The organism is Mesorhizobium sp. M1163 (assembly GCF_040318415.1).
GTDB lineage: Bacteria > Pseudomonadota > Alphaproteobacteria > Rhizobiales > Rhizobiaceae > Mesorhizobium.
Window position 1 is genome coordinate 161195 of record NZ_JAMYMF010000006.1, and the last position, 12186, is coordinate 173380.

The window sequence follows — 12186 nt, forward strand, 5'->3', positions numbered from 1 at the left end:
GGCAAGCCGGCGACACGTCGCTCGCGCTATTCCCGCCCGCCGTCGGTTTGCTTCAACTCGTCAAGCGTCGGCATGGACACGATGTGATAGCCGGAATCGACATAGTGGATTTCGCCGGTGACGCCGGAGGACAGATCGGACAGCAGATAGAGCGCTGAGCCGCCGACTTCGTCGATTGTCACCGTGCGGCGTAGCGGCGAGTTGCGCTGCTGGTAGGAGAACATGTGGCGTGCGTCGGAAATCCCGGCGCCGGCAAGCGTCCGCACCGGTCCAGCCGATATGCCGTTCACCCTGATGCCGCGCGGGCCGTAGTCGTTGGCTAGATAGCGGACGCTGGCCTCCAGCCCGGCCTTGGCGACGCCCATGACGTTGTAGTTCGGCATGACGCGGACCGAACCGGCATAGGTCAGCGTGATCATCGAACCGCTATCCTTCATCAACGTGGCGGCGTGACGGGCGACCTCGGTGAAGGAGTAGCAGGAGATCACCATGGTGCGGATGAAGTTGTCGCGGCTGGTGTCGGCGTAGAGGCCTTTCAGCTCGTTCTTGTCGGAAAAGCCGATGGCATGGACGACGAAATCCAGCCCGCCCCACGCCTTGCCCAAAGTCTCGAAAGTCGCGGCGACCGATGCGCTGTCCTCGACGTCGCAAGGCACCACCAGCGATGCGCCCAGTTTCTCGGCGAGCGGCTTGACGCGGCGCCCGAAGGCCTCACCCTGATAGGTGAAGGCGAGATCCGCGCCATGTTCGGACAGTTTGCGGGCGATGCCCCAGGCGATCGAATGATCGTTGGCGACGCCCATGACAAGCCCGCGCTTGCCCTTCATCAATCCGTCCATGGTCGGCAAATCCTTATGCGGAATAGCGCTGGAAAATCAGCGTAGCGTTGGTGCCACCAAAACCGAACGAATTGGACAAAACGGTGTCGATCCTGGCTTCGTCGATGCGCTTGCGCACGATCGGCATGCCTTCGAATTCCGGATCGAGGTTGTCAATGTGGGCGCTCTCGCCGATAAAGCCGCCTTGCATCATCAGGATCGAGTAGATCGATTCCTGCACGCCGGCCGCACCCAGCGAATGACCGGTCAGCGATTTGGTCGACGTGATGAAAGGCATCTTCTCGCCGAACACCTCGCGGATGGCGCCCATTTCCTTGGAGTCGCCGACCGGCGTCGAAGTGCCGTGCGTATTGATATAGTCGACCGGCGAGGACACCGTTGCGAGCGCCTGCTTCATGCAGCGAGCCGCGCCTTCGCCCGACGGCGCCACCATGTCGTAGCCGTCGGAGGTGGCGCCATAGCCGACGATCTCGGCATAGATCTTGGCGCCGCGTGCCTTGGCATGCTCGAGCTCTTCAAGAATCAGCACGCCGGCGCCGCCGGCAATGACGAAACCGTCGCGATCGACGTCGTAGGCGCGCGAGGCGACTGATGCCCTGTCGTTGAACTTGGACGACATGGCGCCCATGGCATCGAACAGATCCGACATCGTCCAGTCGAGATCCTCATGACCGCCGGCGAAGACGATGTCCTGCTTCCCCCACTGGATCAGCTCGTAGCCATTGCCGATGCAATGCGCTGACGTCGAGCAGGCCGATGAGATCGAATAGTTGACGCCGTGGATCTTGAACCAAGTGGCAAGCGTCGCTGAAGCGGTCGACGACATCGCTTTTGGCACCGCGAACGGGCCGATCCGCTTGGGGCTGCCGTTTTTGATCGTCGTCTCGGCCGCTTCGACGATTGCACGGGTCGACGGTCCGCCGGAGCCCATTACGATGCCGGTGCGCTCGTTGGTGATGTCGGTCTCGTCGAGGCCGGCGTCTGCGATCGCCTGGTCCATCGCGACATGGTTCCAGGCAGCACCTTGCGACAGGAAGCGCATAGCGCGACGGTCGATCATTCCCGACGGATCCAGCGTCGGCGCTCCCCACACCCGGCAACGGAAGCCATGCTCGGCGAAAGAGTCGGAAAAGCTGATGCCGGACCTGGCATCATGCAAGGAGGCCTGCACCTCGTTGGCATTGTTGCCGATCGACGACACGATGCCGAGACCTGTGACTACGACCCGTCTCATTCGCAACTCCTTCCAGCACGGACCTCCGAAACCTGATTAAGTTTCCGGAACGGAACCATGCGCAAATTAAAGTGCTACAGCGTCCTTTAGATGTCCAAGACGTGGCACTGTTGGTCTTCGCTCAGCCGGCGGCCGATTGCTTGGACAGACCGACCTTCAGATCCGTTGCCGCATATATGGGCTCGCCATCTGCCTTCAGCCAGCCATCGGCGATGCCAAGCACAAGCCGACCGCGCATCACTCGCTTGAAGTCGACGCCATACTCCACCTTCTTGACCGAAGGCGTGACCATGCCTTTGAATCTCACCTCACCTGTCGATAGCGCCATTCCCTTGCCTGGTTCGCCGAGCCATCCAAGGTAGAAACCCGTCAACTGCCACATGGCGTCCAGGCCCAGGCATCCCGGCATGATCGGATTGCCGATGAAATGGCAGGCGAAAAACCACAAATCCGGCTTGATATCGAATTCTGCGCGGATGAAACCCTTGTCGAACGCACCGCCGTTTTCGCTGATCTCGGTGATGCGGTCGAACATCAGCATCGGCGGATAGGGCAGTTGCGCATTTCCCGGTCCGAACAGCTCGCCGCGGGCGCAGGCAAGCAATTCCTCGTAACCGTAGCTGGATTTCGAACCCGCCATCAATCTCGTCCCCGTGATCGTCCCGGGCGATAGGCGCCCATGCTGGTGGTTTCCTAACACAATCTGTTTCAGGCCGGAAACCGGCGTTTGCGCTTAACCTGCCCGTCTGCCCGGGTCAATGCGCGCTATTGATCGCATTCGGCCGACAGAATATATGTCAGGACACGTCCAATTTCGGCAGATGCTCTATTTCTGCCATTTTGGACGTGTCTGAGACGGAACTGTGGGCGCGACGGATAGATGGATCTGGGTTGCCGGAAGGATAATGTCGCTGTGGACAAGCGGGTTCGCGAAGCCGGTCTGAGGCCGACACGCCAGCGTATCGCGCTGGCCGATCTGCTTTTCGCCAAGGGCGACCGCCACCTTTCGGCCGAGGAACTGCACGAGGAAGCGCTTGCCGCCGGCGTGCCGGTGTCTCTGGCCACCGTCTACAATGCTCTGCACCAGTTCACCCACGCTGGCCTTTTGCGCATCCTTGCCGTCGAGGGATCGAAGACCTATTTCGACACCAACACCTCCGATCACCATCATTTCTATATCGAGGGCGAAAACAGGATCTTCGATATCGACAGCGGCCCGGTGACGGTTTCCAACCTGCCGGAACCGCCGGAAGGCATGGAGATCGCCAATGTCGATATCGTGGTGAGACTGCGTCCGAAACGCTGCGACTGACCGGCGCCTTATGAATTTCCTGGATTTGACGCTCCGGCTCGAATGGGTCGCCGTCGCGGTGGCGGCTCTTGTCTTCTATGCAATGGCCGGTGCTTCCTGGTGGCTATTTGCAGTGCTCGTTCTGGCGCCCGACCTGTCGATCCTGGGTTACATGGCCGGGCCGCGCGTCGGGGCCGTCGCCTACAACACCTTGCACATACTGGTCTTGCCCGTTCTGCTGGCGCTTTTCGGCAGCGTCTTTGACAATGCATTGGCGACATCCGTTGCGCTGATCTGGATCGCCCACATCGCCATCGACCGCGCCCTGGGCTATGGCTTGAAGCTGTCGAGCAGTTTCCAGGATACCCATCTCGGCCGCATCGGCGGCTAGATCATCCCCGAATTGAAGAACAGCGAAACAAAATGCCGGATCCGGTGCTTGCAGCGCTGGCCTGACCTCCGGTTCGGAAGCGTCAGTTCTTGACCTTTTCGCCGGGATAGGCGCCCCAGACGAGCGACTGGGCGAGCCAGCCGGTATGGCCGTCGAAGGTCATTTCGCACCATTGGCCATCGCAGGACTTGATCGTGCCCATCACCCCCGGTTCGAGGATCGCGATGACGCTTGCATCTTTTGCCGGGTCGTCGAGGAGGTTGATGCGGGCGTCCTTGCCGCGCTGCCAGGGGGCGACGATCGCCGTGCGGCGGCCCGAAAGCAGCGACTGATTGATCCAGCCTTCCGAGCCGTCGGCATCGCGCACGCGGCGCCATGTATCGAACTCCTGGATGATCTCCATCGGCAGGCCTGGTTTCATGTACATCCAATCGACGGAATAGTTGACGCCCGGCCCGACGCGCGAGTTGACGCGGCCGGATTTCAGGCTGACGAAGCGCGGCAGCGGCAAGCCGCTTGGTCCGAGCGTGACGCTCTGGGCGGGGGCCGCGGCACTTTGCGCCATCACCAGTGGGCTATGGATGAGAGCGCCGAGGAATGCTGCACTGAGGGTCAGGCGGAGCGACGCGAAACCAGACACTTTCGTTCCTTTCGGCGCCGGCCCATCGGCCTTCGCGCCCCTTTTTCTTTGTCTTCGGCGGAACCACTTGTTACATGGATGACCGGTACCGCGATCGGCTCTCAGTTTCGCCGTTCTTGGTTAAAGAGGTCTCAACGAGATCGGGTTCGAGGAAACAATGGCAGGCAAAAAGAAGCCCCTCGTCGTCATCACGCGCAAGTTGCCCGACCCGGTCGAGACCCGCATGCGCGAGTTGTTCGACGCCCGGTTGAATGTCGAGGACAGGCCGATGACGCAGCCGGAACTGGTGGCGGCGGTCAAGGAGGCTGACGTGCTGGTGCCGACCGTGACCGATAATATCGACGCGGCGCTGATTGCCCAAGCCGGCGACAAGCTCAAGCTGATCGCCAATTTCGGCAATGGCGTCGACAAGATCGACGTTGCGGCAGCGGCCAAGAAAGGCATCACCGTCACCAATACGCCGAACGTGCTGACCGAAGATACGGCCGACATGACCATGGCGCTGATGCTGGCCGTGCCGCGACGGCTGGCCGAAGGCGCCAACGTGCTGACCGGGGACAAGAAATGGGCGGGCTGGTCGCCGACCTGGATGCTCGGCCGTCGCATCTGGGGCAAACGGCTCGGCATTGTCGGCATGGGTCGCATCGGCACCGCCGTCGCCAGGCGCGCCAAGGCCTTTGGCCTCTCGATCCACTACCACAACCGCCACCGCGTGCTGCCGGCAATCGAGGACGAGTTGGAAGCCACATATTGGGAAAGCCTCGACCAGATGCTTGCCCGTATGGACATTATCTCGGTCAATTGCCCATCGACACCGGCAACCTTCCACCTGCTTTCGGCGCGGCGGCTGGCGCTTCTGCAACCGTCCGCTTACATAGTCAACACCGCGCGCGGCGATATCATCGATGAGGAATCGCTGGTCAAGCTCATCCATGACGGCAAGATCGCCGGCGCCGGCCTCGACGTCTACGAGCACGAGCCGGCGCTGAACAGCAAGCTTCTGAAGCTCGCCCACAAAGGCAAGGTCGTGCTGTTGCCGCATATGGGCTCGGCGACGCTCGAAGGCCGCATCGACATGGGTGAGAAGGTGATCATCAACATCCGCGCCTTCTTCGATGGCCATCGTCCGCCCGACCGCGTGCTGCCGCTGCGGGCGTGACCTGCCATCATGCCGGCATGGCCTTGCCGCGGCAACCACGCGTTCGTCTTTGGATAGTGTTGGCTTACGAAAGCGCCTTGCGCATGGTGATTGAGGTCGGCCGGTCGTAGCCCTTGTGCGCTGTCCGTTCGGTTTCGCGAAAGCCGAGGCGGGCGAAGGCAGCGTGGTTTCCGGTCAGTTCGACCCGGGTCTGGAGCTCGATGGCGGCCCGGTTGTGGCTACGGGCAAGATCTTCGACAGCCTGCATCAGCCGCTTTCCGATGCCTTGTCCCTGAAGAGCCGGCACAACCGCGAGCTTTCCGACGTAGAGGTCGTCTGCCCGCTCCAGGATGAAGACGCAACCGACGATCTCGCTTTCCTTCAGCGCCAGGAATCCTGTCTCCTCCAGCGCTTTAGTCTAGCCCTAAGATTTTCGACAGTGAGCCGATGCGCCGAGGACGGCGGATCAATAACGTCTTCCATGAAGGCGAAGGCGCGCATGACCAGTGCCAAGACCTCGTCCCAACGATCGAAGTCGGCCGCAAGCTGCACAATGGAAACGTCGGCAGGCAGGCTCACCGGCTAGTTCGCTTGTAGCGGATCGTGTCGAAGCGTGCCGCCAGTGCATCGTAGAGCAGCAGTCGCCCGACCAGCGGCTCGCCAATCCCGGTGATCAGCTTGATTGCCTCCATGGCTTGCAGCGTGCCGATGACCCCGCTCAGCGCGCCGACAATGCCGGCCACCGCGCAGGACGGCACCAGTCCCGGCGGCGGCGCTTCGGGAAAAAGATCGCGGTAGCTTGGGTTCAACGTGCCGTCCGGACCGGTTTCGAACGGCTTCAGCACCGTGACCGAGCCGTCGAAGCGGCCAACGGCGGCATGGACGAGCGGCCGGCTTTCGGCGGCGCAGGCGTCGGCCACGGCGTAGCGCGTCTCGAAATTGTCGGAGCCGTCAACGACGATGTCATAATCGGCGATGAGGGCAGGGGCGTTGTCCGCGGTCAGCCTGAAATTGTGCTCTTCCACGACGACGTTTGGATTGATGCGGATGATCGCCGCCTTGGCGCTGTCGGTTTTCGCCATGCCGACATCGCCCGTGGCGTGGATCACTTGTCGTTGCAGGTTGGAAAGCGAAACGATGTCGTCGTCGACGATACCGAGTGTGCCAATCCCTGCGGCGGCGAGATATTCGAGCACCGGCGCTCCCAACCCGCCGGCGCCGATGACCAGCACCCGCGCCCGCTTTAGCCGCTGCTGGCCGGCGCCGCCGATTTCGGGCAGCACGATGTGGCGGGCGTAGCGTTCGAGCTCTTCGTCGGTGAGGGCGGCTGTGATCATCGCCGGACCATATAACGGAGGAAAAAACTTGTCAGGCGTCAATGCATGCGGCTCAGAAATGCGTCATGGACGAAGTTCAGATGGTCGGCCTGACCTTGCCGTGATCGACGGTCAGGAACTGCGCGCGTCCCTTGAGGCTGTCAAACAACGCGGCATCGGTCCCGGTCATGAAAGCCTGGCAGTTCAGCTCCTCCAGGATCGAGAACAAGGCCGCGCGCCGGCCTCCGTCGAGATGGGCAGCGATCTCGTCGAGCAGCAGGATCGGCGTCATGCCCGACATCTCGCCGGTTAGCCGTGCATGCGACAAGACAATGCCGACCAGCAGCGCCTTCTGCTCGCCGGTCGAGCAGAGTTCGGCCGGCATTGCCTTGGGCCGGTGGCGCACCACGAGATCGGAACGGTGCGGGCCGTCGAGCGTGCGTCCGGCGGTGCGGTCACGGTCGCGCCCTTGGGCAAGCGCACGACGGAACCGTTCCTCGACGTCGACGGCCGGCGAAATGCCGACTTCGCCTTCCAGTTCCCCCGAGATGCCGATGTCGGCTTGCGGAAACGGTCCGTCGCCGGGCAGACGGTCGATCATGGCGGCGAGCAGGCGCACCAGTTCGGCACGCGCCGCGGCAATTGCCACGCCGGTCTCCGCCATTTGCATCTCGATGGCATCGAACCAGGCACCGTCGCGCGAACCGTCGGCGAGCAGCCTGTTGCGGCCGCGCATTGCCTTTTCGTAGTCAAGCGCGCGCTGGCCGTGGCCGGGGTCGATCGCCAGCACCAGTCGGTCGAGGAAGCGCCGACGGTCGGCGGCTGGCCCGGGGAACAGGCCGTCCATGGCCGGTGTCAGCCAGACCACGCGCAGCCATTCCAGCATGTCTTCGGCTGAGCGCGCCGCCGCGCCGTTGATCCGCACCCGCCTGCCGCCTTCGCTGTCGCTGCCTGCAATCCCGGTACCGATCTCGACCTGGCCGTCCGGCCCGTCAAGCCGGGCATGCAGCGCAAAGCCACCGTCGCCGCCTTCGCGCGCCACCTCGGCATAGGGTGCGCGGCGCAGGCCGCGGCCTGGCGTGAGCAGCGAGATCGCTTCAAGCAGATTGGTCTTGCCGGCGCCATTGTCGCCGGAGAAAACCACAGCGCCGGGATCAAGGTCGATTGCCAACGCCGCATAATTGCGGAAATTCGTAAGTGTAAGCTTACTTACGTAAGTCTGCCGCGGGTTTGCAAATCTGGTCACGACAGCAGATGGCCTCGTTCGGGCCCTACACACGCATCGGCATCAACACGTAGAGCGCGGTCTCGTCGGCCATGTCGTGGATCAGTGTCGGGGATCCGGCATCCGCCAGCATGAACTTCGCCTCCGTGCCGGTCAGTTGCGCGGCAACGTCGAGCAGGTATTTGGCGTTGAAGCCGATTTCGATCGGATCGGACGAATAGTCGGCTGCCAGTTCTTCGGTGGCGCTGCCTGAATCCGGATTGTTGACTGCAAGCGTGACCTGGCCTTCGGCGATCGAAAGCTTTACAGCCCGGCCGCGTTCGGACGAAATGGTCGAAACGCGATCGACGGCAGCGGCGAAACTCTGACGATCGATGATCAGCTTCTTGTCGTTGCCGGTCGGAATGACGCGCTGGTAGTCCGGGAAAGTGCCGTCGATCAGCTTGGAGGTCAAGATGACGCTGCCGATGGTGAAACGGATCTTGGTGTCCGACAGCTCGGTGGTCACCGCAATGTCGGGGTCGTCGACCAGCTTCTGCAACTCGCTGACCGTCTTTCGCGGGATGATGACGCCAGGCATGCCCTCGGAGCCCGCTGGTGCGTCGATCTCGGCGCGCGCCAGCCGATGGCCGTCGGTCGCGACCGAGCGCAGCTTCAGCTTGCCGCCAGCCTCGTGCGTGTGCAGATAGATGCCGTTCAGATAATAGCGCGTCTCCTCGGTCGAGATGGCGAACTGGGTCTTCTCGATGAGGCCCTTTAGCCCGAGGGAATCGAGCCGGAAAATATGCGAGAACGACCCGGCTGAAAGCTCGGGAAAGTCGGACTGCGGCAGGCACTGCAGGCGGAAGCTCGAGCGCCCCGACGTCACCGTCATGGCGTTGCCGTCTTCGTCGGTCTTCAGCGCCACCTCCGCGCCGTCGGCAAGCTTGCGCACGATGTCGTAGAGCAGATGCGCCGGAACCGTCGTCGCCCCGCCACGCTCGACCTTTGCCGGCGTTGCTTCGGTCACCTCCAGGTCGAGGTCGGTCGCCTTCATTTCAAGGCTGGCCCCCTCGGCGCTGAGCAGCACGTTCGACAGGATCGGAATGGTGTTGCGCCGCTCGACCACGCGGTGAACATGGTTGAGCGACTTCAGGAGATTTGACCGTTCCAGGATAACACGCATGACGAAACAGGCTCGCTTGAATGAATGAACGGGTCTCCGGCAAGCGGCGCCCCGCGAAAGGTCTGAACAGGCTCAGAATCTGCGTAAACTGACAGGAAAAACCCGGCAAACGCAAGCCCGCGCCACCGGTTCGGGCCGGCTGCACGGGCTTTCTGGGGATAAAAAGGCCGAAGTCCGCGAGCCGGCGTTTTTCGCGCCGTCAGGCCTGGTCGTTGATCAGCCTTCTCAGCAATTCGAGTTCCTGCGCCAGTGTGTTGTCGACGCCTGAAAGATCCTCGATCTTGCGCACGGCATGCAGCACCGTCGTATGGTCACGGCCGCCGAAACGCCGCCCGATCTCCGGCAGCGAGCGCGGCGTCATCACCTTCGACAGGTACATGGCGACCTGCCGTGGCTTGACGATGGTGCGTGTGCGCCGGTTGGACAGAAGTTCAGTCTTCGACACGTTGTAATGGCGTGCGACGATGCGCTGAATGTCCTCGATACGCACCCGCTTCGGCTCGCCGGAACGATAGATGTGGCCAAGGATCTCGTCGATGCGGTCGATGGTGATCTGCGGTTCGAAGGATTGGCGAAACAAAAGCTGGTTGAAGGCACCTTCGAGCTCGCGCCCGCTGCCGGTCACCGTGCGGGCAACGTGATTGAGGATCTCTTCGGAAATATCGAGCGACACATCGTCGAGCTTGGCGGTGGCAAGCCTGAGCTTGAGCATACCGATGCGCATGGCGAAATCCGGGGCCGACATTTCCAGCGCGACGCCGCCGTTGAGGCGCGAGCGGACGCGCGGCTCCAGCGACTCCAATTCCGACGGCGGCCGGTCGGCAGCGACCACCACTTGCTTGGCGCTGTCGAGCAGCATGTTGATCAAATGGCAGAATTCATGCTGGATCGACTTGCCCTGCAGGAACTGCATGTCGTCGATGATGAGAAGGTCGATGTCGCGAAGCTGTTCTTTCAGCGTCAGTGCGTTGTTGTCGCGAATCGCGGTGGCGAACCGCCACATGAAATATTCAGCCGTCAGATAGACGACCCGCGATTTCGGGTTCTGCTTCAGCGATTCTGCGGCGATCGCCTGCAACAGATGCGTCTTGCCCAGCCCAACCGTCGCGTGAAGAAAGAGCGGATTGAAGCGCACCGCGCTCGACTGTGATTCCGCGACCGCCTTGGCAGCGGCAAAAGCCACTCGGTTCGATGGTCCCTCGATGAAGGAGGTGAAAGTGTAGCGTGGATCGAGCGGCGAACCGAGCACATTGTGCCGGAACTCTGTCTCTGCCGGCATTCCTGGGCGGGGTGCCGGGACCCGCTCGACCCTGCTGGGGCTCGCCGTGCCCGCAGAGAGAGCGGTTTGCGTCTGCCTGGTCATCTTGCGTGCCGGGGCCACTTCCGGCTCGACGCTGTTGCGGCCCTGGCGTGTGGCGGTGCGAACGACGATCTCGATCTTGAGGATCTCCGGATCCTCGTGCTTCCACAACTCGGCGATGAGATCGAGATAGTGGCCGTTGATCCATGAACGCAGGAATGCGGTTGGCACCGAGATGCGGACAATGCCCTTGGAGGATTCAGCGACCTTCATGCGCCCGAACCAGCTCGAATAGACCTCGGTTCCCAGACGCGCCTTCAGCTGGGCCTTGACCCGATCGAACTTCTGTTCAGCTTCATTGGAAGCCGCCATGTCGTTCCTTCCGATTAACGTTCCAGGAAATGGGAGGTCGCCCGTAAGCTCCCTTTCGATGCCGCCGCTCTGCATGATCGAGTTCCTTGTCTCTTGTACCTGTTTTCCGCCGGGGATGCGCCTCCTGCATCCATGTTTCCGGCGACCGTGTCTTCGCTGCGACACCATCGCCACCGCCGGCTGATGAATCGCCTCGTTATCGGTCCGGCGCCGAAGTGCCGATCCGCCTTGGTCATGTCAGGGCAATAAAATGCCGTCCGGCGAAAAACGCCGGCGCACCGTCGACCTGCCATGTACAATTACGCCAGTCCCCTACCGTATCAAAAAGACAAACCAACCCCGTCCGCGGAGTTGAATCCGCGTTGTAAACTCTGCCAATTTGAGCTGGCCGGTTTCAGGCTGGTCAAGGGCCAAGGGCCCGTCCCTTCGATGGACAGACATTACCGAAATCGCTGTGGATAGGGCAAGGCCACCCCTAACGGATTTTTAAGGAATCTGACTAGCAAGGGACGGTTCGGACGCCATGCCGCAACAGTTGATTTTGACAAAGCCATTGTGATTCAAACCCTTTTCCGGCGAATATGAAAAAGGCCACACAACGCGAAATTTTCTGAAATAATTCACTTGACAGCCAATTGTCGCCTATCGACCGCAGCCGATGTGAACAAGCTGTGGATCACCATCTGTAAACTGCTGAAAAGAAACGGTAATCTGTGACGCTCGGAAATTTTCGCATTGGCGGTTTCGAAGGCTGCGAATATCAGCGGGCATGTATATGCCGGCAAAGCATTTCGAACTTTGAAATGCACGCGGAGCGCCGTTTTGCGGGCTTTCTTTTAAGTACTTGCCGGCAAACGAAAAAACCCGGCGCGATCGGCCGGGTTTGAAGAAGCGCAGTTCAGGAAAAGGTATATTAGGCCGACAGCACCTTGACCCGTTGGGCCAGCCGCGACACCTTGCGCGATGCAGTGTTCTTGTGCACCACGCCCTTGGTCGCGGCCCGCATCAATTCCGGCTCGGCCACCTTGAAGGCAGCCTGTGCGGCCGCCTTGTCGCCAGCCGCGAGCGCCTCTTCGACCTGGCGGATGTAGGTCCGGACGCGGGAGCGACGGTTCTTGTTGATCGCTGCGCGACGGGCGATCTTGCGCGTTGCCTTTTTGGCCGAGGAGGTATTGGCCATGGTGCCTCTCTTCTGATCTGGTGGGCGCTTGCGGGATACCGCGGGGCGCAAAAAACAAACGGGCAGCCACAGGGCCGCCTCGGTTGGTGCGGCTT

At 61.6% G+C, this 12186-nt stretch carries 12 protein-coding genes and 1 pseudogene; 3 read left to right on the forward strand and 10 right to left on the reverse strand.

Annotated elements, in window-relative coordinates:
• Window positions 1-26: 26 nt before the first annotated feature.
• From fabI to fabA, 3 genes are all read right to left on the reverse strand, one after another.
• A complete protein-coding gene (gene fabI, locus NKH43_RS08430) occupies window positions 27-839 on the reverse strand; it encodes an enoyl-ACP reductase FabI (RefSeq protein WP_023719555.1) in 813 nt (270 codons plus the stop codon).
• A gap of 13 nt (window positions 840-852) precedes the next feature.
• Complete coding sequence (fabB, locus tag NKH43_RS08435; protein ID WP_023719554.1) at window positions 853-2073, reverse strand: beta-ketoacyl-ACP synthase I; 1221 nt, start codon at window positions 2071-2073, stop codon at window positions 853-855.
• A 121-nt stretch (window positions 2074-2194) separates the two neighbouring features.
• Window positions 2195-2713 (reverse strand): 3-hydroxyacyl-[acyl-carrier-protein] dehydratase FabA, encoded by a 519-nt coding sequence (fabA, locus tag NKH43_RS08440; RefSeq protein ID WP_352857452.1) that lies wholly within the window; start codon window positions 2711-2713, stop codon window positions 2195-2197.
• A gap of 240 nt (window positions 2714-2953) precedes the next feature.
• Between fabA and irrA the strand changes: the two genes are divergently transcribed.
• Together irrA and NKH43_RS08450 are read left to right on the forward strand one after the other, a co-directional pair.
• Complete coding sequence (gene irrA / locus NKH43_RS08445) at window positions 2954-3385, forward strand: iron response transcriptional regulator IrrA (protein WP_352857454.1); 432 nt, start codon at window positions 2954-2956, stop codon at window positions 3383-3385.
• Between the two features lie 10 nt (window positions 3386-3395).
• Window positions 3396-3755 (forward strand): DUF4260 domain-containing protein, encoded by a 360-nt coding sequence (locus NKH43_RS08450; protein WP_023719552.1) that lies wholly within the window; start codon window positions 3396-3398, stop codon window positions 3753-3755.
• Between the two features lie 82 nt (window positions 3756-3837).
• On the opposite strand, the gene NKH43_RS08455 is transcribed toward NKH43_RS08450, so the two are convergent.
• Entirely contained in the window at window positions 3838-4395 is a 558-nt protein-coding gene (locus NKH43_RS08455) for an SH3 domain-containing protein (RefSeq protein WP_023719551.1), read from the reverse strand.
• A gap of 157 nt (window positions 4396-4552) precedes the next feature.
• Here NKH43_RS08455 and NKH43_RS08460 point away from each other — a divergent pair, with 157 nt between their 5' ends.
• Window positions 4553-5554 carry a 2-hydroxyacid dehydrogenase gene (locus tag NKH43_RS08460; protein WP_023719550.1) on the forward strand — a complete coding sequence of 334 codons (1002 nt, stop codon included), beginning with the start codon at window positions 4553-4555 and terminating at the stop codon, window positions 5552-5554.
• Between the two features lie 64 nt (window positions 5555-5618).
• On the opposite strand, the pseudogene NKH43_RS08465 reads toward NKH43_RS08460, so the two are convergent.
• From NKH43_RS08465 to rpsT, 6 genes and pseudogenes are all read right to left on the reverse strand, one after another.
• Window positions 5619-6112 (reverse strand): annotated as a pseudogene (locus NKH43_RS08465) (GNAT family N-acetyltransferase).
• Window positions 6109-6870 carry a molybdopterin-synthase adenylyltransferase MoeB gene (locus tag NKH43_RS08470; protein WP_031194176.1) on the reverse strand — a complete coding sequence of 254 codons (762 nt, stop codon included), beginning with the start codon at window positions 6868-6870 and terminating at the stop codon, window positions 6109-6111. Before NKH43_RS08470 ends, NKH43_RS08465 begins: the two are co-directional and overlap by 4 nt.
• Before the next feature lie 76 nt (window positions 6871-6946).
• A complete protein-coding gene (gene recF, locus NKH43_RS08475) occupies window positions 6947-8095 on the reverse strand; it encodes a DNA replication/repair protein RecF (protein ID WP_352857456.1) in 1149 nt (382 codons plus the stop codon).
• A 25-nt stretch (window positions 8096-8120) separates the two neighbouring features.
• The gene (gene dnaN / locus NKH43_RS08480; protein ID WP_023719546.1) at window positions 8121-9239 is read right to left on the reverse strand and encodes a DNA polymerase III subunit beta; all 1119 of its coding nucleotides are present in this window, start codon (window positions 9237-9239) and stop codon (window positions 8121-8123) included.
• 199 nt (window positions 9240-9438) lie between these two features.
• On the reverse strand, window positions 9439-10986 hold the full coding sequence (dnaA, locus tag NKH43_RS08485) for a chromosomal replication initiator protein DnaA (RefSeq protein ID WP_031194174.1): 1548 nt from the start codon (window positions 10984-10986) through the stop codon (window positions 9439-9441).
• A gap of 838 nt (window positions 10987-11824) precedes the next feature.
• Entirely contained in the window at window positions 11825-12091 is a 267-nt protein-coding gene (gene rpsT, locus NKH43_RS08490) for a 30S ribosomal protein S20 (RefSeq protein ID WP_023676922.1), read from the reverse strand.
• Window positions 12092-12186: the final 95 nt, after the last annotated feature.

Excerpts from the sequence above, each read along its gene's own strand:
- irrA (WP_352857454.1), top strand. The coding sequence starts at position 2,954 with ATGGATCTGGGTTGCCGGAAGGATAATGTCGCTGTGGACAAGCGGGTT.
- fabB (WP_023719554.1), bottom strand. The coding sequence starts at position 2,073 with ATGAGACGGGTCGTAGTCACAGGTCTCGGCATCGTGTCGTCGATCGGC.
- NKH43_RS08450 (WP_023719552.1), top strand. The coding sequence starts at position 3,396 with ATGAATTTCCTGGATTTGACGCTCCGGCTCGAATGGGTCGCCGTCGCG.
- rpsT (WP_023676922.1), bottom strand. The coding sequence starts at position 12,091 with ATGGCCAATACCTCCTCGGCCAAAAAGGCAACGCGCAAGATCGCCCGT.
- NKH43_RS08470 (WP_031194176.1), bottom strand. The coding sequence starts at position 6,870 with ATGATCACAGCCGCCCTCACCGACGAAGAGCTCGAACGCTACGCCCGC.
- dnaN (WP_023719546.1), bottom strand. The coding sequence starts at position 9,239 with ATGCGTGTTATCCTGGAACGGTCAAATCTCCTGAAGTCGCTCAACCAT.
- NKH43_RS08460 (WP_023719550.1), top strand. The coding sequence starts at position 4,553 with ATGGCAGGCAAAAAGAAGCCCCTCGTCGTCATCACGCGCAAGTTGCCC.
- fabA (WP_352857452.1), bottom strand. The coding sequence starts at position 2,713 with ATGGCGGGTTCGAAATCCAGCTACGGTTACGAGGAATTGCTTGCCTGC.
- fabI (WP_023719555.1), bottom strand. The coding sequence starts at position 839 with ATGGACGGATTGATGAAGGGCAAGCGCGGGCTTGTCATGGGCGTCGCC.
- dnaA (WP_031194174.1), bottom strand. The coding sequence starts at position 10,986 with ATGCAGAGCGGCGGCATCGAAAGGGAGCTTACGGGCGACCTCCCATTT.